Source organism: Demequina muriae (assembly GCF_030418295.1).
In the GTDB taxonomy this organism is placed as follows: domain Bacteria; phylum Actinomycetota; class Actinomycetes; order Actinomycetales; family Demequinaceae; genus Demequina; species Demequina muriae.
In genome coordinates, this window is the sequence record NZ_JAUHQA010000001.1 from 1,768,164 (window position 1) to 1,789,581 (window position 21,418).

At 70.2% G+C, this 21,418-nt stretch carries 19 protein-coding genes; 16 read left to right on the plus strand and 3 right to left on the minus strand.

What is annotated here, in order from left to right:
* Nucleotides 1-104: 104 nt before the first annotated feature.
* Nucleotides 105-2,252, minus strand: a complete 2,148-nt coding sequence (locus QQX02_RS08345; RefSeq protein ID WP_301142396.1) for a right-handed parallel beta-helix repeat-containing protein — start codon at nt 2,250-2,252, stop codon at nt 105-107.
* Nucleotides 2,253-2,485: 233 nt separating this feature from the next.
* Between QQX02_RS08345 and sucC the strand changes: the two genes are divergently transcribed.
* From sucC to QQX02_RS08365, 4 genes are all read left to right on the plus strand, one after another.
* Nucleotides 2,486-3,652 (plus strand): ADP-forming succinate--CoA ligase subunit beta, encoded by a 1,167-nt coding sequence (gene sucC, locus QQX02_RS08350; protein WP_367304234.1) that lies wholly within the window; start codon nt 2,486-2,488, stop codon nt 3,650-3,652.
* A 12-nt stretch (nt 3,653-3,664) separates the two neighbouring features.
* Nucleotides 3,665-4,558, plus strand: a complete 894-nt coding sequence (gene sucD / locus QQX02_RS08355; RefSeq protein ID WP_301142398.1) for a succinate--CoA ligase subunit alpha — start codon at nt 3,665-3,667, stop codon at nt 4,556-4,558.
* A 219-nt stretch (nt 4,559-4,777) separates the two neighbouring features.
* Entirely contained in the window at nt 4,778-5,920 is a 1,143-nt protein-coding gene (locus QQX02_RS08360; RefSeq protein ID WP_301142399.1) for a GNAT family N-acetyltransferase, read from the plus strand.
* Nucleotides 5,921-6,003: 83 nt separating this feature from the next.
* A complete protein-coding gene (locus QQX02_RS08365) occupies nt 6,004-7,230 on the plus strand; it encodes a cell division protein PerM (RefSeq protein ID WP_301142401.1) in 1,227 nt (408 codons plus the stop codon).
* Here QQX02_RS08365 and QQX02_RS08370 read toward each other — a convergent pair.
* Nucleotides 7,217-7,642 (minus strand): hypothetical protein, encoded by a 426-nt coding sequence (locus tag QQX02_RS08370; protein WP_301142403.1) that lies wholly within the window; start codon nt 7,640-7,642, stop codon nt 7,217-7,219. The genes QQX02_RS08365 and QQX02_RS08370 overlap by 14 nt on opposite strands.
* Nucleotides 7,643-7,751: 109 nt before the next feature.
* On the opposite strand from QQX02_RS08370, the gene purN reads away from it, so the two are divergent.
* The 3 genes from purN to QQX02_RS08385 are packed head-to-tail and all read left to right on the plus strand — an operon-like array spanning nt 7,752 to nt 10,146.
* Complete coding sequence (gene purN / locus QQX02_RS08375; RefSeq protein WP_436968525.1) at nt 7,752-8,330, plus strand: phosphoribosylglycinamide formyltransferase; 579 nt, start codon at nt 7,752-7,754, stop codon at nt 8,328-8,330.
* The gene (gene purH, locus QQX02_RS08380) at nt 8,327-9,883 is read left to right on the plus strand and encodes a bifunctional phosphoribosylaminoimidazolecarboxamide formyltransferase/IMP cyclohydrolase (protein ID WP_301142406.1); all 1,557 of its coding nucleotides are present in this window, start codon (nt 8,327-8,329) and stop codon (nt 9,881-9,883) included. Before purN ends, purH begins: the two co-directional genes overlap by 4 nt.
* Entirely contained in the window at nt 9,883-10,146 is a 264-nt protein-coding gene (locus QQX02_RS08385; protein ID WP_301142407.1) for a DUF3017 domain-containing protein, read from the plus strand. The genes purH and QQX02_RS08385 overlap by 1 nt, the downstream gene beginning before the upstream one ends.
* Before the next feature lie 127 nt (nt 10,147-10,273).
* Here the strand turns inward: QQX02_RS08385 and QQX02_RS08390 are convergent, their stop codons facing one another.
* Entirely contained in the window at nt 10,274-11,125 is an 852-nt protein-coding gene (locus tag QQX02_RS08390; RefSeq protein WP_301142408.1) for an aquaporin, read from the minus strand.
* Nucleotides 11,126-11,318: 193 nt separating this feature from the next.
* On the opposite strand from QQX02_RS08390, the gene QQX02_RS08395 reads away from it, so the two are divergent.
* The 9 genes from QQX02_RS08395 (at nt 11,319) to QQX02_RS08435 (ending at nt 21,418) form a co-directional block, all read left to right on the plus strand.
* Entirely contained in the window at nt 11,319-12,536 is a 1,218-nt protein-coding gene (locus QQX02_RS08395) for an NADP-dependent isocitrate dehydrogenase (RefSeq protein WP_301142409.1), read from the plus strand.
* 36 nt (nt 12,537-12,572) lie between these two features.
* Nucleotides 12,573-13,562: a malate dehydrogenase gene (locus QQX02_RS08400; RefSeq protein ID WP_301142410.1), complete on the plus strand. Its 990-nt coding sequence runs from the start codon at nt 12,573-12,575 to the stop codon at nt 13,560-13,562.
* Nucleotides 13,563-13,757: 195 nt separating this feature from the next.
* A complete protein-coding gene (locus QQX02_RS08405) occupies nt 13,758-14,951 on the plus strand; it encodes an ROK family protein (RefSeq protein ID WP_301142411.1) in 1,194 nt (397 codons plus the stop codon).
* Between the two features lie 71 nt (nt 14,952-15,022).
* Complete coding sequence (locus QQX02_RS08410) at nt 15,023-16,354, plus strand: extracellular solute-binding protein (protein ID WP_301142412.1); 1,332 nt, start codon at nt 15,023-15,025, stop codon at nt 16,352-16,354.
* Between the two features lie 170 nt (nt 16,355-16,524).
* On the plus strand, nt 16,525-17,481 hold the full coding sequence (locus QQX02_RS08415) for a carbohydrate ABC transporter permease (protein WP_301142414.1): 957 nt from the start codon (nt 16,525-16,527) through the stop codon (nt 17,479-17,481).
* Between the two features lie 59 nt (nt 17,482-17,540).
* The gene (locus tag QQX02_RS08420) at nt 17,541-18,320 is read left to right on the plus strand and encodes a carbohydrate ABC transporter permease (RefSeq protein WP_301143689.1); all 780 of its coding nucleotides are present in this window, start codon (nt 17,541-17,543) and stop codon (nt 18,318-18,320) included.
* Entirely contained in the window at nt 18,317-19,741 is a 1,425-nt protein-coding gene (gene nagZ, locus QQX02_RS08425) for a beta-N-acetylhexosaminidase (protein WP_301142415.1), read from the plus strand. Before QQX02_RS08420 ends, nagZ begins: the two co-directional genes overlap by 4 nt.
* Nucleotides 19,738-20,643 (plus strand): ROK family protein, encoded by a 906-nt coding sequence (locus QQX02_RS08430; protein WP_301142416.1) that lies wholly within the window; start codon nt 19,738-19,740, stop codon nt 20,641-20,643. Before nagZ ends, QQX02_RS08430 begins: the two co-directional genes overlap by 4 nt.
* A complete protein-coding gene (locus QQX02_RS08435; protein WP_301142417.1) occupies nt 20,636-21,418 on the plus strand; it encodes a glucosamine-6-phosphate deaminase in 783 nt (260 codons plus the stop codon). Before QQX02_RS08430 ends, QQX02_RS08435 begins: the two co-directional genes overlap by 8 nt.

Below are 21,418 nucleotides of genomic sequence, written 5' to 3' on the forward strand. Positions count from 1 at the left end.
TGTCTGCACTCTTCACGTGTCGCGGGCTCGCGCATCGCGGGTCGCGACGCAGCAAGGGCAGGCACCCCCGCGGGGGGTGCCTGCCCTTGCTGCGTGCGGAGTCGTCAGCCCGTGAAGGTGCCCTGGACTGCGAGCGCGACGGGGTCGACGATGATGCCGTTGGCCTCGCCATCCTCGTCGAGGTCGCCGCCGTCGGTCAGCGTGTAGGTGACGGTGGTGCCGTTGTCGCTGAAGGTCGCACCCTCCACCTCGGACCAGCCGTCGCTCCCGGACTTCAGCACCGTCGTGAACGGACGCGGAGCCGTCAGCGTGATCGTCACCGCATCACCGGGCCGGGCCACCTCGACCGAGAACGCCGCGGCTCCGTACGGGAGCATCGTGTCCGCCGGTGGTGCCGGGGTGAGGTCCTCGGTGGCGATCCACGCGATGTCGGTCACCGCGAGAGCCGGGGACGCGGTGCCGTGGATGACGCCCGCATCGGTCGTCACCTGGAACTCGATGAGCGCGGCCCGGTCGGCGGGCGCGAGCTCCACGGCGCCGATGTCGTTCGCCTCACCCTGCGGACGCGTGACTCCACGCTGGTCCACGGCGAGATCCGAGGCGTCGTCAGCCACGGCGTCGACGAGCGGGCTGGTGACTGCGGGCAGCAGAGTGGGCGTCGCGCCGCCGTTGTCGGCCAGCGCGCCCAGCTGCGGGTCGAGGCCCTCACCGAGGTCGCCTGCGCCGGACCAGTCGCCGGTGCACGAACCGTCGATGTCGAAGTTGGCGGCCGTCGAGAGGTCGCCGTCGATGTCGCACGAGGGCACCGAGGCGCCCGAGGCCCACACGCTGGCAGTCAGGGTGGTCTGTCCCACCTCGACCACCGCGAGGTCAGCGGCCGCGCCTGCGGCGACGTTCTCGCTGAACGTCGCGTGCGTGACGGTGAGCGAGTCAGCCCCGTCGAGCGCCACTGCCGGCGCGCTCGCCGCGGACGAGTTGCCGGTGAACGTCGAGTTCGTCACCGTCGCATCCTCTTCGGGGGAGGACGCTGCGATGGCGCTGGGCCCACCCGCCGAGGAGTTGTCGACGAACGTGGAGCTGGTGACGTCGACGTCGCCGGTGAACCACACGGCGCCGCCCGGGCCCTCAGCAGTGTTGCCGGCCAGCACGGAGTCGATGATCTCGAGCGAGGGAACCACATCGACGGGGCCGTAGCTGTACCCGATCGCACCGCCCAGGCCTTCGCTCGAGTTGCCGGTCAGCACGCTGTTCGTCAACGTGAGCGCGCCGGCGATCGCGAGTGCGCCTGCCTCCGGGCTCTCGACACCTTCCTGGCCCTCCATGGGGGCCGCCGAGTTGTCGGTGAACGTCGAATCCGAGATCGCGGACGTGGCACCGAAGGCTCCGACCGCGCCGCCGACGATGGCCGTGTTGCTCGTGAAGTCCGAGCCCGTGATGGTCGTGTCGCCGAGCGACAGCACCGCACCGCCCAGCGCACCGGCGTTGTCGACGAAGGTCGAGTCGGCCACGGTGACCGTGGGGAACTCGGACTCGCCCGTCCCTGACCCGAACAGCGCGACGATGGTGCTCACCGCGGCGCCGTACGCGCCCTCGTTGCCCTCGAAGTGCGAGTCGGTGACAGTGACATCACCAGCAGAGGAGACGGCAGCGCCCAGCGCCAGCTCGAACCCTTCGCCGATCGGGGCGCCGTTGTCCAGCATGGTGACGCGGGAGACCTCGATCGCCCGCGCGGTGGAGTTGATGATCGCGCCGCCGTAGTTGAAGTCGGTGATGGTGAGGTTGCGCACGGTGACGTCGGCGCCTTCCCCCTCCAGCTCGATGGGCACTTCCGCAAGGGCCGCGGGGGCGTCGTCGACTGCGAGCGGCTCCGTCTCGAGCGCGAGCGGGCCCATCATGTCGCTGCCGATGGCGAGGAAGACCGTGGCATCGAAGGACTCCGAGAAGCCGGGCCCGGTGATCGTGACGCCGTCGTGCGCGCCCTCGACGGTGAGCGGCAACTCACCGTCGTAGGTGTTCTGTGCGCCATCCGGCACGGAGAAGCTGTCCGTCAGGGTGATGACCTGCTCGCCCTCGGTCGCGCTCGACGCGCACCGCAGCTCGCCCTCGTAGTCTGCGGCGTCGGCGGCGAGTCCGTCGCAATCGTCGACGGCCGATGCGGGGGAGAAGGCGATCGCGGCCGTGAGCAGCCCCAGCGCGGTGGCGGAAAGCGCCCTGCGCGTACGCAGAGACAGGTCAGGGTGGGTGTGCGGCATGGGCCCCTCAGCTCAGATTCGGCATTGTACCTGGTACGACGGGTACGCTACCACAATCGAGAGCGCTCGAACAGGGGTGTTCACCGCACTGTCACACGCCCTGACGGTGGGCCGATGCCGTGGCACGACTCGTGTCCGTGTGACAGGGCGGAAACACGCGGCGGCTAGGCTGAGTGTCACCGAACCAACGCGGCGCGCGACCCGAGCGCGCCAGCGCGACAGCAAGGACGCACATGGATCTGTTCGAGTACCAGGCGCGCGACATGTTCGAGAAGCACGGCGTGCCCGTGCTGCCCGGCATCGTCGCCGAGACCCCCGCGGAGGCCAAGGCCGCTGCAGAGAAGCTGGGTGGCGGCACGGTCGTCGTCAAGGCCCAGGTCAAGACCGGCGGGCGCGGCAAGGCTGGCGGCGTCAAGCTCGCCCACTCGCCCGCCGAGGTCGAAGAGGCAGCCGCCGCCATCCTCGGGATGGACATCAAGGGCCACACCGTTCACCGCGTGATGATCGCCGCCGGCGCGAAGATCGCCGAGGAGTTCTACTTCTCGGTGCTGCTGGACCGTGCCGAGCGCCGCTATCTCGCGATGTGCTCAGTCGAGGGCGGCGTGGAGATCGAGCAGCTCGCCGTCGAGCGTCCCGAGGCACTCGCCCGCGTCGCGGTGGATCCGCTGGTCGGCATCGACGCCGCGAAGGCGCGAGAGATCGTCGCGGAGGCGAACTTCCCCGAGGAGCTCAGGCAGCCCGTGGCCGCCGTCATCCAGCAGCTGTGGACCGTGTACGCCGAGGAGGACGCCACGCTTGTCGAGGTCAACCCCCTCGTGCGCACCGAGGACGGTGCGATCGTGGCGCTCGACGGCAAGGTGACGCTGGACGAGAACGCCGGCTTCCGTCACGAGGACCATGCAGACCTCGAGGACAAGGACGCCGCGGATCCGCTCGAGGCCAAGGCCAAGGCGCTGAACCTGAACTACGTGAAGCTCGACGGCTCGGTGGGAATCATCGGCAACGGCGCCGGCCTGGTCATGTCCACGCTCGACGTGGTCGCGTACGCGGGCCAGCAGCACGGCGGCGTCAAGCCCGCCAACTTCCTCGACATCGGCGGCGGCGCCTCTGCCGCGGTGATGGCGAACGGCCTCGACGTGATTCTGAACGACCCGCAGGTCAAGAGCGTGTTCGTCAACGTGTTCGGCGGCATCACCAGCTGCATCGAGGTGGCGAACGGCATCGTGGGCGCACTCGAGCAGCTGGGCGACACCGCCACCAAGCCGCTCGTGGTGCGGTTGGACGGCAACTCGGTGGATGAGGGCCGCGAGATCCTCGCCGCCGCCAACCACCCGCTCGTGACCATCGCCCCCACCATGGACGGAGCCGCGGCCAAGGCCGCCGAGCTCGCCAACGCGTAAAGGACGTCACTCATGTCGATCTTCATCAACTCCGACTCCAAGGTCATCGTCCAGGGCATGACCGGCTCCGAGGGCTCCAAGCACACGGCGCGCATGCTCGCCTCCGGCACCCAGATCGTGGGCGGCGTCAATCCCCGCAAGGCCGGCACCTCGGTCGACTTCGAGGTCGAGGGCGACACGCGCTCGATCCCCGTGTTCGGCTCCGTGGCCGATGCGATCGCTGAGACCGGCGCGGACGTCACCGTGCTGTTCGTTCCCCCCGCGTTCACCAAGGGCGCCGTCATCGAGGCCGTGGACGCCGGCATCGGCCTGGCCGTGATCATCACCGAGGGCGTGCCGGTCGCGGACACGGCCGAGTTCTTCGCCTACGCGCAGTCCAAGGGCACCCGGCTCATCGGCCCCAACTGCCCAGGCCTGATCACGCCTGGTCAGTCCAACGTGGGCATCACCCCCGCCAACATCACCGGCCCCGGCCGGGTGGGCCTCGTGTCGAAGTCGGGCACTCTGACCTATCAGATGATGTTCGAGCTGCGCGATCTGGGCTTCTCGACGTGCGTCGGCATCGGTGGCGACCCTGTCATCGGCACCACCCACATCGACTGCCTCGAGGCGTTCGAGAACGACCCCGACACTGACGCGATCGTCATGATCGGCGAGATCGGCGGCGATGCCGAGGAGCGCGCGGCGGCCTACATCAAGAGCCACGTCACCAAGCCCGTCGTGGGCTACGTCGCTGGCTTCGAGGCACCCGAGGGCAAGACCATGGGTCACGCGGGCGCCATCGTCTCCGGCTCCGCCGGCACCGCTCAGGCGAAGAAGGAGGCCCTCGAGGCCGCTGGCGTGAGGGTGGGCAAGACCCCCACCGAGACCGCCGAGCTCATGCGGCAGATCCTCACCGCCTCGTAGCACTCACCGACGGCCCGCCCCGAGTGATCTCGGGGCGGGCCGTCGGCGTTCCACGGCTCGACGTCACCACCCGCAGGAGCGGCCGGAGGACTACGGTGGTCCTGCAGGAAGTGCCCGGCAAAGGAGGCGGCGCATGACGGGTGACGCACGGCCGCCACGGCGAGCCGGACCGAGTTCCCGACTTACGACAGCGCTGCGCTCCGCACAGATGAAGCGCCGGTGACCACGGGCGGGGCAGGACGCGTCGTCGTGATCCGGCTCGCTGACGCCTCGCCCCCCGACATCGAACGCTGGTGGGATCTCTACGGCCGGGCGGTGGAGCCCCACCCGAACACGGCTCCCGCATGGATCCTGGGGGCGGCGTCGACCCCGCACGAGCGGGACGGCCTGCTGCTGTGCGTGCTGCAGAACGGCGAGCGGTGGGATGCGCTGCTGCTCGCTGCAGTGGGCACCGCGGTCGTCGCACGCCGTTCGCGGCCGGCGCTGTCCAACGACGACGGGCTCCTCGGAGACGCGACGACGCATCGTCATCCGCTGCTGTCGGGCGATGATCCTGCGGGCGCGCTCGCCGCGCTGCTGCGGGGGCTGCCCCGACACGTCACGCCTCCCGTGATGCGCCTGGCGATGATGCCACTCGACGGCCCCAGTGGTGACGCGCTGGTCGCCGGCGTGCGCCGCTCGCGCCGCACCGCCATCATCGACCACACCGTGGACCGGAGGTTCCTCGACCAGCAGGACGTCACGGCACTGAGCCCTCCCGTCGCGACCGCCGACTACGTCCGAGCGCTGGCGGGACTCGGTGCCTCCACCGGCCACTCGCTGCGTCGGCACGCGAACCGCCTCGACCGCCACGGCTCCGCACCGCTGGCGGTGAGCGACGACACGGATCGGCCGGGAGCGCTCGACGAGTTCGATGAACTCCTGAACAGCGGCTGGAAGGGTGACAGCGGTCGCGGCGGCGCGTCACCGAGGGTGCGCGGCGTCGAAGCGGGGTGGCGAGAGTCCATCGAGGCGTTTCAGGCTCGCGGCGTGCTGCGCCTGCTGTCCATGCGGCTCGATGGGCGCCCTGCATACATGAGCCTGGGAGTTCAGGCGGGCGCGACGGTGTTCGGATTCTCTGATGCGTATGACGAGGACCTCGCCCAGCATCGGGTCGGGACCCTGGGGAGGGTGGTCACTGCGGTCGAGTGGCTGCGGCGCGACGACGTGACCCGCTATGACCCCTGCATGTGGCCCGTCAACGAGGAGGCCAATCGCATCTACGCCTCGTCGCGGCCGTTCGGGACGGTGACGTGCGCTCTTCGTCCGGGAGGCGCGGCCCTCCTGACGCTCACGAAGGTGAAGCGCCGCGCCGGCTCGTGACTGCGCGACGGAGGGTGCGCTGACCGCGCGGAGAGCGCGAGCCGTTGCGGCGAATCGGAGGCCCGCCAGGCGACCATGGATGCATGTCGTCCCGTTCCCTCACCACCGACCTGCGCGGCCTCGGCCGGCGCGCGGTCGCGGCCGTGCGCGCGGCGCCAGCGTGGCTCGGCGGGATCCTGACCGGCCTGCAGGGCCTCGCACTGTCCTACCTGGCGGTGCTCGCCCCCAGCCTCGCCGTCGCCGCATCGGCCCCTCAGGACGGCGTGGGGGGAGCGGACTGGACCGGCGCCACCTCAGTGGCGACGAGCCTGTGGCTGCTCGGCCACGGCGTTCCTGCCGAGGTCGGAGGGACGGTGGTGGCGCTCATCCCGCTGGGGCTGACCGTGCTGAACGGAGCCATCCTGGCGGCGCTCGCACGTCGGTTCGCGGCACGGACATGGGGCAGCTGGGTGCTGGCCGTGGCGACCTACGCGGTGGGGGTCGGCGCCGTCGCGTCCGCCGTGGGGGCGTCGTCGCAGGGCACGCACGCGGTGACCGCCGTGGCCGTCGCGGTGGCCGTCGCGGCCGTGGGTGTGGCGATCGGCATCTGGCGCGCGCACGGGGCCGACCTCTCGGCGCTCGCGCGCGTGCCCGCATGGGCCAGGGCCGGCCTGCGGCGGGGCGCCGCGATCGCGGCCCTGGCGGTGATGCTGGCTGCCGTCGCGGGCACCGCCTGGGCCGTCGTGGCCCGGCACGCGATCGGCGACGCCGCGACCGCCTTGGGCCTGGATGCCGTGAGCGCCGGCGTGCTCGCCATCGCGGAGCTCGCCTATGTGCCGACCCTCATCGTGTGGATGGTCGCATGGCTCACCGGTCAGGGGTTCGCCGTGGGGCTCGGGACTCATTACTCGCCGAGCGACCTCACCGTCGATGCACTGCCCACCGTTCCGCTGCTGGGGGCGCTGCCCTCCGCATCGGGCGGGCTGCTGGTGTGGGTGCCGGTGGTGCTGGCGCTCGCGGCCCTCGCTGTGCGGGTCGCGGTGCGACGGCCTGCCTTGTCCTGGCGTCAGGACCTCGCAGCCGATGCGGTCGCGGCCGGCACCGTAGGCCTGGTCATGGCGACGGCCTTCATCGCAGCGAGCGGTGCCGCCGGCCCGGGACGCCTTGAGGCGGTCGGGCCCGATGCGCTCGCGGCGACGGCCGCGATGCTGGCGCTCGCAGCCGCTGGACTCGCCCTCGGCGCCGCGGCGGTGCGGGCCCCGGCGGCCCTCGGCGCGCGTCGCGACCGGGACGGGGCGCCGCGCAGCCGTGAGGGGTCTACGGCCTCGTGAGGCCCACGCGGGCAAGCAGGTCGTCGGCGAGCTGCTCGACGTCCGCCGTGTACTCGCGCTCACATGCGTCCTCGGCAGACGTCGTGATCGCGCGCGCCATGCACTCCTGGAGGTTCTCCACGGGCTCCCGGAACACGATGAGCACGAGGCCCATGAAGGTCGCGAAGGCCGAGACCAGCACGCCTGCGACCATCGCGTAGCGGAAGGTCGCCACCTTGGGAGTCGCCATCGATCGCCACAGCGCGCGGATGCCCACGATCGCGGCGGCCGGTCCGGTCAGGATCGCGCCGAACGCAAGGGGGATCGACAGCATGTACAGCACCACGGTGACCAACAGCAGCAGCATGAAGATGCGGCTGTCGCGCCGTGCCCCGGGGGGCAGGGGGCTCTCGTTGGTCTGGTCCTCGGCCACGGTGGTCCTCCTTGCAGGTGTGCCCCAAGCATGCCGATAGGCTCGGCCCGTGACAAACCCGACCGCCCCCGCACGCCTGGTGGTGCTCATCTCCGGAGCCGGCTCGACCATGCGTGCGGTCCTCGACGCGCAGCACGATCCGGGCTACGGGGCCCGCATCGTGGCCGTGATCTCGGACCGTGCCGATGCGGCCGGGCTGGCGATCGCGGCCGAGGCGGGAGTGCCCACCTCCGTGGTGGCCCTCGCCGACTACCCGGATCGCGCGGAGTGGGATCGAGCGCTCGCCGAGGAGGTGGCGCGACACCGCCCCGACCTGGTGCTGCTCGCGGGCTTCATGCGCCTCATCGGCGCGCCGAGCCTCTCCATGTTCGGCGGTCGCATCGTCAACACCCACCCTGCGCTGCTGCCGTCGTATCCCGGCGCACACGGGGTGCGTGACGCGCTGGCAGGGGGCGCGAAGGTCACGGGCTGCACGGTCATGCTCGTGGACGCGGGGGTCGACACCGGCCCGATCATCGCGCAGGCCGCCGTCGAGGTCTGGGATGATGACACCGAAACGAGCCTCCACGAGCGCATCAAGACCGTCGAGCGCGGCCTCGTCACCACCACGGTGGGGCGGATGGCGCGCGAAGGATGGACCGTGGAAGGACGACGCGTGACACTAGGAACCACGAAGGGCGACGCATGAGCGACCGGCAGGCGGTACGACGGGCACTGATCTCTGTGTACGACAAGGCAGGGATCGAGGACTTCGCCCGCGGGCTGGCCGATGCGGGGGTCGAGATCGTCTCGACCGGCTCCACTGCCTCGCGCATCGCCGATGCGGGCGTCGCCGTGACACGGGTGGAGGACCTCACGGGATTCCCCGAGTGCCTCGACGGGCGTGTGAAGACCCTGCACCCCCGCGTGCACGCCGGGATCCTTGCCGACCGCCGGCTGGAGGCGCATCGCGCCCAGCTCGAGGACTTGGGAATCGAGCCCTTCGACCTCGTCGCGGTGAACCTCTACCCCTTTGCCGCGACCGTCGCCTCGGGTGCGAGCCAGGACGCCACGATCGAGCAGATCGACATCGGCGGACCATCGATGGTGCGGGCGGCGGCCAAGAACCACGCGTCGGTCGCCGTGCTCGTGGACCCCGCGGGCTACGACGCGGCCCTCGAGTCGGTGCGCGCGGGAGGCTTCACGCTCGCGGAGCGCCAGGCCCTCGCGGCGGCGGCGTTCCGCCACACCGCGGACTACGACATCCACGTGGCCTCGTGGATGACCAACGTGGTGGCCCCCGAAGACGAGTCTCCGATGCCGCGCTGGGTGGCCGCGTCATTCGAGCGGCTGCAGCCCCTGCGCTATGGCGAGAATCCGCACCAGGGCGCCGCCGTCTACGCGGACCTCACCGCCACCGGAGGGCTCGCGCACGCGCGCCAGCTGCACGGCAAGGAGATGTCGTTCAACAACTACGTGGACGCCGACGCGGCACTGCGTGCGGCGTACGACCAGGCGCCGCCCGCGGTCGCCGTGATCAAGCACGCCAACCCTTGCGGCATCGCGGTGGGGGCGGACATCGCGCAGGCGCACGCCAAGGCCCATGAGACCGACCCGGTCTCCGCCTTCGGTGGCGTCATCGCCGCCAACCGTGCCATCACCGTGGCCGCGGCCGAGCAGATCTCGAAGATCTTCACGGAGGTGGTGGTCGCGCCGTCCTTCGACCCCGGCGCCCTCGAGATCCTGCAGTCGCGGAAGAACGTCCGGGTCCTGGAAGTGGACCCGGGCGCACTCCAGGTCGAGTGGCGCAGAATCACCGGTGGACTGCTGGTGCAGCGCGCGGACCGCATCGACGCCCCCGGGGACTCGGCCCAGGCGTGGAAGCTCGTCGCCGGTGCCCCCGCCGTCGAGGCGACGCTCGCCGACCTCGAGTTCGCGTGGCGCGCATGCCGTGCGGTGAAGTCCAACGCCATCCTGCTCGCGGCCGACGGCGCCGCGGTGGGCATCGGCATGGGCCAGGTCAACCGCGTCGACTCGTGCCGTCTCGCCGTGGAGCGGGCGGGCGCCGAGCGTGCGCGTGGCGCGGTCGCCGCGTCCGATGCGTTCTTCCCGTTCGCGGACGGCCTCCAGGTTTTGGCCGATGCGGGGGTCACGGCAGTGGTCTCACCGGGCGGCTCGGTGCGCGACGGCGAGGTCATCGACGCGGCTCACGAGGCCGGCATCACGCTCTATCACACGGGCACCCGGCACTTCTTCCACTGATGCCCCGCACCCGGCTCACCTCGTCCCGTACCGCCCTCGTGGCGCTCGGTGCGGTGACGGCTGCCGTCGCGGTCGGCGCGCTCGTGGATGTGCAGGCGGGCGTCCTGGCCCTGGCCGCGATCGCCGTCGTGGGCGCCGTGACGCGGCTCACGCTCCCCGCGGGGAAGGCGTTCTCGGTGCGACGCCGCTACGTCGACGTGTCGGTGCTCAGCGCCTTCGCCGTGGCGCTGACGTTTCTCGCGCTGTCCACGCCCCTGAGCTGATCGCACGCGCGGGTGCTCTGGCGTCAGCGCTGCGCCTCGAGCCCGCGTGCCGTTCCCGGCCCGCGCATCGGGCACGCACAAGGCCCGGCCGCGCTGTGCGCGACCGGGCCCAGGAGCGTGGCTCGGGTCAGTCGTCGATGACCTCGATCTCCTCGATGGTCTCGACGATGATGAGGTCCTCTTCTGGGCCGAACGCGCGGAACAGCAGACCGGCGATGGCGGCGCCCACGAGCGGTGCCAGCCAGAACAGCCACAGCTGGGCGATCACGTCGATGCCGGCGTAGAGCGCGGTGCTGGTGGCCCGTGCGGGGTTGAGGGCGCCGTTGGTGAACGGGATCGCGATCAGGACGAGGAAGCCGAAGGTGAGGCCGATCGTGACCGGCGCGGCCGCCGCGCCGACCCTGGAGCGCAGCGAGGTGACGGAGAGCACCACGGCCACGAGCAGAGCGGCGATGATGACCTCGACGATGAGAGCGGCCAGGAGTCCGAACTGGACGGGCGAGCGCTCGCCGAAGCCGTTCGAGGCCGCCGCCATGAACTCGACGGGGGTTCCTACCTGATCGAGCACGGGGTTGCCGCTGCGCAGCACGAAGAACAGCCCGCCTGCGAGCGCACCGCCGACCAGCTGTCCGATGATGTACGGCACGACGTCGCGGCCGGGGAACCTGCCGCTGAGCCACGCTCCGACGGTGACGGCGGGGTTGGCGTGTGCGCCGGAGACGTGTCCGAAGATGAGCACTGCGATCATCATGCCGATGGCGAAGCCGAACGGGACCGCGAGCGTGCCCCACCCAAGGATGGTGGCAAAGAGCATCGCTCCCACACCCATGAACACGAGGATGAAGGTGCCGGCCGCCTCGGCCAGCATGCGGGACACGAGGCTCGGACCCGCGAGCTCTTCGTCTCCCCACACGTCGGACTCGAGCTCCTGCTCGAAGACGTCGTCAACGGGTTCGGGGTTGGCGTCAGGCGTGGTCATGTCGGTCCTCCATCGGTGGTGCGTGTCGTTGCGTCCACCGGCATCTTGGCATGCGGGCCGCAGGCGGGCGGGCCGACGGGCCGTGGAGGGTCGCACCGGGTCAAGTGCGGGCGCACGGCCGGTCGGGCGGACGGCGCGATGCACTAGCCTGGAAACCAGAAACCCCACTCTCCAGAACCCGTGAGGCACACGTATGACGAAGATCAAGGTCGAAGGCAAGGTCGTCGAACTCGATGGCGACGAGATGACGCGGATCATCTGGCATTTCATCAAGGAGCGCCTGATCCACCCCTACCTCGACGTGGATCTCGAGTACTACGACCTGGGCATCGAGTCGCGCGACGCGACCGACGACCAGATCACCATCGACGCGGCGAATGCGATCAAGAAGCACGGCGTGGGCGTCAAGTGCGCGACCATCACCCCCGACGAGGCGCGCGTCGAGGAGTTCGGTCTCAAGAAGATGTGGGTGAGCCCCAACGGCACCATCCGCAACATCCTGGGTGGCGTGGTGTTCCGCGAGCCCATCATCATCTCGAACATCCCCCGGCTGGTCCCGGGCTGGACCAAGCCGATCATCATCGGCCGTCACGCCCACGGCGACCAGTACAAGGCGACCAACTTCAAGGTCCCCGGCGCCGGCACGGCGATGATCACCTTCACGCCCGACGACGGCTCCGAGCCCATCGAGCACCAGATCGTGAAGATGCCCGAGGGCGGCGGCGTGCTCATGGGCATGTACAACTTCAACAAGTCGATCGAGGACTTCGCGCGCGCCTCGTTCGCCTACGGCCTGCAGCGCAACTACCCCGTGTACATGTCCACGAAGAACACGATCCTCAAGCAGTACGACGGCGCGTTCAAGGACATCTTCCAGGACGTCTTCGAGCGCGAGTTCGAGGCTGACTTCGAGAAGGCCGGGCTCACGTACGAGCACCGACTGATCGACGACATGGTTGCGGCGGCCATGAAGTGGGAGGGCGGCTACGTCTGGGCCTGCAAGAACTACGACGGCGACGTCCAGTCGGACACCGTCGCGCAGGGCTTCGGCTCGCTTGGCCTCATGACGTCCGTGCTGATGACGCCGGATGGCAAGACCGTGGAGGCGGAGGCCGCTCACGGCACCGTGACGCGCCACTTCCGTCAGCACCAGGAGGGCAAGCCGACCTCCACCAACCCGATCGCGTCGATCTTCGCGTGGACGGGCGGGCTCAAGCACCGCGGCAAGCTCGACGGCACACCCGAGGTCACCGGCTTCGCCGAGGCCCTCGAGGACGTCATCGTGAAGTCCGTCGAGTCGGGCGCGATGACCAAAGACCTCGCTGCGCTGGTCGGGCCCGACCAGGAGTGGCAGACCACCGAGGAGTTCCTCGCGACCCTCGATCAGAACCTCGCGGCCCGCCTCAAGTAGGCCCCGACCCTTCCACCCCCAAGGAGTCACACCGCAGTGAGCACCGCACCCGTCACCGTCACCGTCACCGGCGCCGCAGGCCAGATCGGCTACGCCCTGCTGTTCCGCATCGCCTCCGGTCAGCTGTTGGGCGCTGACGTTCCCGTCAAGCTGAACCTGCTCGAGATCCCGCAGGGGATGAAGGCCGCGCAGGGTACCGCGATGGAGCTCGACGACTGCGCCTTCCCGCTGCTGGCCGGCGTCGACATCTTCGACGACCCGACCGCGGCCTTCGATGGCGTCAACATCGGTCTGCTGGTGGGGGCGCGTCCACGTGGCCCCGGCATGGAGCGCGGCGACCTGCTCGCCGCCAACGGCGGGATCTTCGGACCGCAGGGACAGGCGATCAACGCCGGCGCCGCCGACGATGTGCGCGTGCTCGTGGTGGGCAACCCCGCGAACACCAACGCTCTCATCGCCTCAGCTCACGCCCCCGATGTCCCGGCCGATCGCTTCAACGCCATGATGCGGCTGGATCACAACCGCGCGCTTGCCCAGCTCGCCGCCAAGACGGGCACGCCGGTGAGCGAGATCCGCAAGGTCGCGATCTGGGGCAACCACTCCGCCAAGCAGTACCCCGATATCGCCCACGCCACCATCGGCGGCCGCCCCGCGGTCGACGCCGTGGGGGACGAGGCCTGGGTCTCCGACGAGTTCGTGCCCACCGTCGCCAAGCGCGGCGCCGCGATCATCGAGGCGCGTGGCGCCTCGTCCGCCGCGTCGGCCGCGAATGCTGCGATCGAGCACGTGCACGACTGGGTCAATGGCACCCCCGAGGGCGACTGGACGTCGGTGGCGCTGCCCTCCGACGGCTCCTACGGCGTCCCCGAGGGCCTGGTCTCCTCGTTCCCGGCCGTGTCCAAGGACGGCGCGTGGGAGATCGTCCAGGGCCTCGACATCGCCGCCGGCGCTCGCGAGAAGATCGACGCCTCCGTCGCGGAGCTCGCGGAGGAGCGCGACGCCGTGCGTGAGTTGGGTCTGCTCTAGCCTCCACCAGTCTCCATCGGACAGGGTCCTGCGCTGCGGCGCGGGGCCCTGTCCTGCGTTGAGGCGGTCATTCGTCAGAGCCGGGTGCGAGCGAGGGCCGACGCTTTCCTGTCAGGTCACGGCTCGGTAACGGTTGGCGCCGAAAGGATTCGAGGGGGTTGCCAGGAGTTCGTTAGTAACCTTTACTAACTAACTATGACACCCCAGGATGCGCGGACGACTGATGAAGCGCAGCGAGGCACGTCCGGCCGTGCGGCTCACGCCACCCGTGCCGCCGCGGTGCGGCCCGGTGCCCGGGTGCGCCCCGAGCACGCGCGCCGTCACAACCGCGCGCTGGTGCTCCAGGCCCTCTACCGCGCCGAAGGGCTGAGCCGCGCGGACCTCGCGAGAGAGGTGGGGCTCACCCGTGTCACGATCTCCGACCTCGTCGCCGACCTGATCGGCGAGCACCTCGTCATCGAGCTGGGGCTGCGTCCCGACTCTCGGCCAGGCAAGCCCGCCACGCTGCTCGACATCAACCGCAAGGGCTTCGTGATCGTAGGCCTCGACCTGTCCAACAACGCGGTCTTCCGCGGCGTGGTCACCGACCTGGACGGCACCGTCATCGAGCGTGGAGAGGTCGACGTCGCCGGCGTCGTGGGCGACGCCGCCACCAGCGCGGTCTACACGCTGCTGGACGATCTCCTCTCTCGCGCGGCCTCGCCCGTGATCGGGATCGGCGTGGGAAGCCCCGGCATCGTCGACCTCGAAGGCACCGTCGTGAGCGCCCCCAACCTCGAGTGGCACCAGGTTCCCCTCCAGCAGCTCATCGCCGAGCGCTACCAGCTCCCGGCCCAGGTGGCCAACGACGCCAACATGGCCGCCATCGGCGAGCGCACCTTCGGCGGTGCCGATGCGGACATGATGCTCATCCGCGTGGGCCGTGGCCTGGGCGCAGGGATCGTCGTCGGCGGTCAGCTCATCTACGGCTCGGGCTTCGCCTCAGGCGAGATCGGCCACGTGGTCGTCGGCACTGACGGCGGCGACGAATGCGCCTGCGGCAAGCGCGGCTGCCTGGAGACGTGGCTGGCGACGCCCCGGCTTGAAGCGCGGCTGGCGGGGGCCGAGAACGATGCGGAACGCGAAGACATTCTGCGTGCCGCCGGCGAACGGCTCGGCATCTCGCTCGGTCCCGTCGTGGGCGCGCTGAACCTCAGCGAGGTCGTGCTCGCCGGCCCCCACTCCGTCCTCGGGGGTGCCCTCCTCGAGGGCACCGCCGAGACGCTTCGCAGTCGCACGATGGCCGAGCTCCATGGCCACCTGACGCTGCGGATGACCACCCTGGGGCGCGACATCGTCGTGCTCGGGGCGGTGGTCATGGTCCTCACCGGCCAACTGGGGGTCTCGTGACCTCCTTGCATCACCTACGACGTGGCCCCCGGGTCACGGACGGCACACACACAACAGAAGGAAGTAGCGCAATGCTGAAGATGACACGCGGTGTGGTGGCCTTTGCCGCCGCATCAGCCATCGTCCTCGCCGGATGCTCGTCGTCCGGATCCGATGACGAGCCGACCACCGACCCCACCGCGGGCGGCGGCGAGCCCACTGCCGAAGCCCAGGCCGAGGACATCACGCTGTGGCTGATGGGGACCGACACCCCTGACACCCTCATCGACTACCTCAAGTCCGAGTACGCCGAGGTCAACGGCGGCGCGCTCACCGTCGAGCAGATCGGCTGGGGCGACGCGATCTCGAGCCTCACCACCGCGCTGCCGGACTCGGAGAACACCCCCGACGTCACCGAGGTGGGCAACACCCAGTCCGCGACGTTCACCACCGTGGGCGCCTTCATGGACATCACCGACATGTACGACGAGCTGGGCGGCGACTCGCTGCTTCAGGGCTTCGTCGAGGCGGGTTCGGTGGGCGAGCAGCGCCTGGCACTGCCGTACTACTTCGGCTCCCGCATGGTCTGGTACCGCAAGGACCTCTACGAGCAGGGCGGCGTCGAGGTGCCCACCACCCTGGCCGACGTGACCGCAGCCAATGCCTCGCTCATGGAGCAGGGCGTGGGCGGCTTCTACGTCCCAGGCCAGAGCTGGCGCGACGGCATCTCGTGGATCTTCGCCAATGGCGGCGACATCGCGACCTACGACGGCTCGGAATGGACGGCCACGCTGTCCTCGCCCGAGTCGATCGCCGGCATGGAGCAGTGGCAGGAGCTGTTCATGGAGACCTCCGTCGCTCAGGTCACGGACGACGACTCCACCGCCTACGAGGCGATCAACGACGGCTTCCTCCCGGGTACGCCTGCAGCGACGACCATGGCCCCCAACTGGGCCTACTGGTCGCTCGGCGACATCGCTGAGAACGAGGAGGGCGAGCCCGTCGCCACCTGGAACGAGGAGAAGTTCGGCGCCTACGCGCTTCCCGGAGCAGACGGGGGCGTCGCGCCCGTGTTCGCCGGCGGCTCGAACATCGGCATCTCGGCCTCGACCCAGCACCCGGAGGGCGCGAAGACCCTGATGCGCATCATCTTCTCCGAGGAATACCAGACGATGCTCGCGGAGAACGGTCTCGGCCCGGCCAACCTCGACTACGCCGACACGTACGCCGAGGTCGCCGCGATGGGCGACATCGCGCTCACGGCCGCAGAGAACGCCAAGCTCACCCCGGCGGCGCCGGGCTGGGCCGCGATCGAAGAGGCGAAGATCATGGAGCAGTACTTCGCCGCCGTCGCCGAGGGTGGCGACGTCACCGATCTGTCCGTCGAGTACGACGAGCAGATCAACGCCCTCATCAACGGCTAGTCCGTTGCCGGGCCCGGTCCGGCCGTCGAGCGACGGCCGGACCGGCACCTCCTCCTCGCCGGTCCGGGTGCGCCTCCCGTGCCTGGGCCGGCGCCCGGGGTCCCGCTGACCGTCCCCGTCCGACGGCCCCCGTCTGACTTCCCCCGCCTGACTCGCATCGAGGAACCACCATGACGACTTCTGCGCCCGCGCGCGAACTGCTCGACGCGCCGCCGCCGCCCTCGCGCCCGCGTTCACGGCGCAAGCGCCCCCGACTGCCCTATCTGTTGATCGCGCCCGCGCTGATCGCCCTGCTCGTCGGCATGGGCTACCCGTTGGGCTGGCAGGTGCTCAACTCCTTCCGTGAGTACGGGCTCGCGCAGCAGTTCGGTGAGGCGCCCGCATGGGTGGGGCTCGACAACTACATCTCCCTCCTCACGGATGGTGCCTTCTGGTCGGTCCTGATCAAGTCCGTCGCGTTCATGGCCGTGACGGCACTCGCCACGATGGTGATAGGCATCGGTCTCGCGGTGCTGATGAAGTCGATCCCGTCGTGGTCGCGCATCACCCTGCAGATCGCGATGCTGGTGGCGTGGGCGATGCCCATCGTCGCCCAGATGACGGTGTGGAACTGGCTGATCGACGACCGCAACGGTGTCCTCAACTACCTGCTGAGCTTCCTGCCGGGGGTGGACCTCGTGGGCCACAACTGGCTGGTGGACCCCTGGAGCTTCTTCGCCGTCGCGTCCATCATCATCACCTGGGCCTCGGTGCCGTTCGTCGCGCTCTCGGTCTACGCGGGCCTCACGCAGGTCTCGGACGAGGTGGTGGAAGCCGCGCAGCTCGACGGAGCCGGTGGGTTCCAGATGCTGCGGCGGGTGACGCTGCCGATCCTGCGCCCCATCCTCGTGATCCTGCTGCTGCTTCAGCTCATCTGGGACCTCAGGGTGTACGCGCAGATCGAGCTGCTGCAGGGCTTCGGTGCCGCGGGTGACAAGTATGACCTGCTCGGCACGTACATCTACGGGCTCGGCATCGGTCAGGGCCACTTCGGCGTCGCGGCTGCGGCGGCGATGATCGTCCTGTTCTTCACCATCGCGCTCAGCTGGTTCTACGTGCGCGAACTGATCAAGGAGGACCAGTCGTGACCACCAAGCGCTCCCCGCTCCGTCCCCTGTTCACGGTGCTGGCACTGGCGCTCGCCGTGATGTGGGTGTTCCCGGTGTACTGGATGGTGAACTCGTCGTTCCAGACCTCTGCCACCATCTCCAGCCTCACGCCCACGTGGCTTCCCACGTCCGGGTCGTGGACGAACTACCGCGCCGTGTTCTCCGACTCGACGTTCACGGGAGCACTCGGCATGTCGCTGGCCGTCACGGGCATCGCGCTCGTGGTGTGCCTCGTGTTCGCGTTCCTCGGCGCCCTCGCGGTGTCCCGGTTCCGGTTCCGCGGGCGCAAGTCGTTCGTGCTCGCCGTCATCCTCGTGCAGATGCTCCCCGCTGAGGCGATGTTCATCGCGCAGTACAAGATGATCTCCGGGCTCGGGCTGCTCAACAGCATCGCGGGCGTCTCGATCATCTACATCGCGATGGTGGTGCCATTCACGCTGTGGATGCTGCGCGGCTTCGTCGCCGGTGTGCCCGCCGACCTCGAAGAGGCGGCGATGATGGACGGGTGCACACGATTCGGGGCATTCATGCGCGTGACCTTCCCGCTGCTCGCTCCCGGACTGGTCGCATCGGGCGTCTATGCCTACCTGCAGGTGTGGAACGAGTTCGCGCTCGCCTCGGTCATCCTCACCTCCGACCAGAGCGAGACGCTGCCCCTGTGGCTGCGCAACTTTGCACAGCCCTCCAGCCTGGGCATGATCGAATGGGGTCAGGTGATGGCTGGCTCGACGCTCGTCGCGATCCCGGTCATCGTGTTCTTCATGATCGTCCAGGGCCGCATGACGTCGGGCCTCGTGGGCGGGGCGGTGAAGGGATGAGCGCACTCGCGACACTCATGCCCGGTTTCGAGGGCACGGTGCTGCCCGCGTGGGTCGAGCGCCGGCTGCGCGACGGCATGGGCGGGGTCTGCCTGTTCGCGACCAACGTCGAGTCCCCCGAGCAGCTCCGCTCCCTCACCGCCAGCATTCTCGCCGCGAACCCGCGCGCCGTGATCTCGACGGACGAGGAGGGCGGCGACGTGTCCCGGCTGCACCAGCGCGACGGCTCGCCGTTCCCGGGCAACGCGGTGCTGGGCCGGCTCGACGACCTCGCACTGACTCAGGCGGTGGGCGAGCAGGTGGGCCACGAGCTGATTGCGACCGGCGTCAACCTGACCCTCGCCCCGGACGTCGACATCAACTCGAACGTCTCCAACCCCGTGATCGGCGTCCGGTCCTTCGGCGCTGACGCTGACCTGGTGAGCCGGCACGGGGCGGCGTGGACACGAGGGGTCCAGTCGGCCGGGGTCGCGGGGTGCGCCAAGCACTTCCCGGGCCACGGTGACACCTCGCAGGACTCCCACGTCTCCCTCCCCACGGTCGACGTGGACCTCGACACGCTGCGTGCACGGGAGCTCGCTCCCTTCGCGGCGGCGATCGAGGCGGGCGTGGCCACCATCATGAGCTCGCACATCGTGGTGCCAGCGCTCGATCCGGACCATCCGGCCACGTTCTCGCGGCCCATCCTCACGGACCTGCTTCGCGGCGAGATGGGCTTCGAGGGCGTGATCGTCTCCGATGCGCTCGACATGGTGGGGGCCTCCGGCGAGATCGGCATTCCCGCCGCCGCAGTGCGCGCGCTCCACGCGGGCTGCGACCTGCTGTGCATCGGCACGGCCAACACGGACGAGCAGATCGAGTCCATCGTCGACGCCATCGAGCAGGCCGTCGCGCAGGGCGAGATCGCCGAGGAGCGCATCGCTGAGGCCAGCACACGGATCGACGCCATGGTGGGGCGGCTGACCGCAGCCGCCTCGGACCCCCCGGGAGTGGGGCTGGCGAGGCTGGACCACGAGACGGTGCGGAGGGCGTTCCGCGTCTCGGCCAGGGCAGCAGCGCTCCTCGAGAGCCGCCGCGCTGCAGCGCAGCCCCTCCACTGGATCCGGCTCGAGTCCTCCCCGAACATCGCCGTGGGGACCAGCCCGTGGGGAGTCTTCGCGGTGGGCGTCACGGCGGACGTCGTCGTCAGGCCCGGTGACGGCGTGGACCTCGATGCCGTGCCGCACGGTGCTCTGGTGGTCGTGGTCGGCAAGAACAACCACCGGCACCCGTGGGCGCAGGAGGTCGTCGATGCGCTCCGCCCGCTCGACCCCGTCGTGGTCGACATGGGATGGCCGGACCTGACCGAGCCGTACGCCGACATCGCGACCTACGGTGCGTCGCGCCTGGTGGGCGCGGCTCTCGCAGAGGTGTTCTCGTGAGCGCCCCCCGGATCGGCGTCGACATCGGCGGCACCAAGGTCGACGCGGTGGTGCTGGGCGACGACGACGCGCTGCTCGCGCGCCATCGCATGGCCGTGACGAGGGGAGCGGAGGGGGTCATCGCGTCCGCCTGCGAGGCGGTGGCACAGGTGACGGCCGATGCGGGGATTCAGGTCACCGACGCCGCCGGCGTCGGCATCGGCATTCCTGGCGCGGTGCGCGGCGGCGTCGTCGAGCACGCGCTCAACCTCGACGTCGAGCGCCTTGCGCTGGCGGACGTCCTGCGCGAGCGCTGGCGGGTCCCGGTCACCGTCGAGAACGACGTCAACGTGGCGGCGCTCGGCGCGTGGCATCTGCTCGGAGACGGCCCGTCGTCCGTCGCGTACCTCAACGTGGGCACCGGGCTCGCTGCCGGGCTGATCCTCGACGGCCGGCTGTGGCGCGGCGGCAGGGGAGCCGCGGGCGAGATCGGCCACATCTCGATCGACCCGGCGGGTCCGGTCGGGGCAGACGGCCTTCCCGGCGGCCTCGAGACGTATGCCTCCGGCAGCGGGATGGTGCAGCAGTGGGGACACGAGGGCGCGGCCGCCGTGGACGTGCTCGCGGCGGCCAGGGCCGGGGACGCGCGGGCTCAGGAGATCCGGGCGGGTCTCATGCACGGCGTCGCCACCGCGGTGCGGGTGCTCGTGCTCACGCTCGACGTCGATCGCGTGATGCTCGGCGGCGGGCTCACAGGCCTGCGCTATGAGCTCCTCGACGGCGCCCGCAGGGTGATCCGCGGATGGGAGGCGGCCTCGCCGTTCCTCGGCTCGCTCGACATGGGCGCACGCATCGTCCTCGCGCCCCACGGTGAGCCGATCGCTGCGATCGGTGCCGCGAAACTGGAGGTGGATCGTGGCTGAGATGCTGGTGTTCGAGACCGCCGAGGCGGGCGCGCAGGTGGTCGCGGACCACATCGCTCAGGCCGTCCGGGCGAGCTCCGCGTTCACGCTCGGCGTCGCCACCGGCTCGAGTCCGCTGCCGGTCTACGCCGCGCTCGCGCGACACGCCGCTGGCGGCGCTGACTTCTCGCGTGTCAGCGCGTTCGCGCTCGACGAGTACGTGGGTCTGCCGGCCGGCCACCCCCAGTCCTACGCCGAGGTGGTGGCTCGTGAGGTCACCGAGCCGCTCGGCCTCGACCCGGCGCTCGTCCGGGTTCCGGACGGCGGCGCCGAGGGGATCGAGACCGCGGGCGACCGTTACGAGGAAGCCTTGATCGAGCATGGCGGCGTCGACCTCCAGCTGCTCGGCATCGGCGCGACCGGTCACCTGGGCTTCAACGAGCCCGGCTCGTCCTTCGCGTCTCCCACCCGGGTCAAGACCCTGACCGAGCGCACCCGCCAGGACAACGCCCGGTTCTTCGACTCGGTGGATGACGTCCCGATGCACTGCGTCACCCAGGGGCTGGGCACGATCCTGAGGGCCCGGCACCTGGTGCTGCTCGCCTTCGGTGAGGGCAAGGCCGATGCGGTGGCTGCTGCGGCCGAGGGGCCGGTGACTGCGTCGATGCCTGGCTCGGCCATCCAGCTGCATCCCCGTGTCACGGTGGTGCTGGATGAGGCGGCGGCATCACGACTCGCCCACCGCGACTACTACGCGTGGGCGCAGCGCCACAAGCCCGCATGGCAGGGGATCTAG

Excerpts from the sequence above, each read along its gene's own strand:
- QQX02_RS08345 (WP_301142396.1), bottom strand. The coding sequence starts at position 2,252 with ATGCCGCACACCCACCCTGACCTGTCTCTGCGTACGCGCAGGGCGCTT.
- sucC (WP_367304234.1), top strand. The coding sequence starts at position 2,486 with ATGGATCTGTTCGAGTACCAGGCGCGCGACATGTTCGAGAAGCACGGC.
- sucD (WP_301142398.1), top strand. The coding sequence starts at position 3,665 with ATGTCGATCTTCATCAACTCCGACTCCAAGGTCATCGTCCAGGGCATG.
- QQX02_RS08365 (WP_301142401.1), top strand. The coding sequence starts at position 6,004 with ATGTCGTCCCGTTCCCTCACCACCGACCTGCGCGGCCTCGGCCGGCGC.
- purN (WP_436968525.1), top strand. The coding sequence starts at position 7,752 with ATGCGTGCGGTCCTCGACGCGCAGCACGATCCGGGCTACGGGGCCCGC.
- purH (WP_301142406.1), top strand. The coding sequence starts at position 8,327 with ATGAGCGACCGGCAGGCGGTACGACGGGCACTGATCTCTGTGTACGAC.
- QQX02_RS08385 (WP_301142407.1), top strand. The coding sequence starts at position 9,883 with ATGCCCCGCACCCGGCTCACCTCGTCCCGTACCGCCCTCGTGGCGCTC.
- QQX02_RS08390 (WP_301142408.1), bottom strand. The coding sequence starts at position 11,125 with ATGACCACGCCTGACGCCAACCCCGAACCCGTTGACGACGTCTTCGAG.
- QQX02_RS08395 (WP_301142409.1), top strand. The coding sequence starts at position 11,319 with ATGACGAAGATCAAGGTCGAAGGCAAGGTCGTCGAACTCGATGGCGAC.
- QQX02_RS08405 (WP_301142411.1), top strand. The coding sequence starts at position 13,758 with ATGACACCCCAGGATGCGCGGACGACTGATGAAGCGCAGCGAGGCACG.
- QQX02_RS08410 (WP_301142412.1), top strand. The coding sequence starts at position 15,023 with ATGCTGAAGATGACACGCGGTGTGGTGGCCTTTGCCGCCGCATCAGCC.
- QQX02_RS08415 (WP_301142414.1), top strand. The coding sequence starts at position 16,525 with ATGACGACTTCTGCGCCCGCGCGCGAACTGCTCGACGCGCCGCCGCCG.
- QQX02_RS08420 (WP_301143689.1), top strand. The coding sequence starts at position 17,541 with ATGTGGGTGTTCCCGGTGTACTGGATGGTGAACTCGTCGTTCCAGACC.
- nagZ (WP_301142415.1), top strand. The coding sequence starts at position 18,317 with ATGAGCGCACTCGCGACACTCATGCCCGGTTTCGAGGGCACGGTGCTG.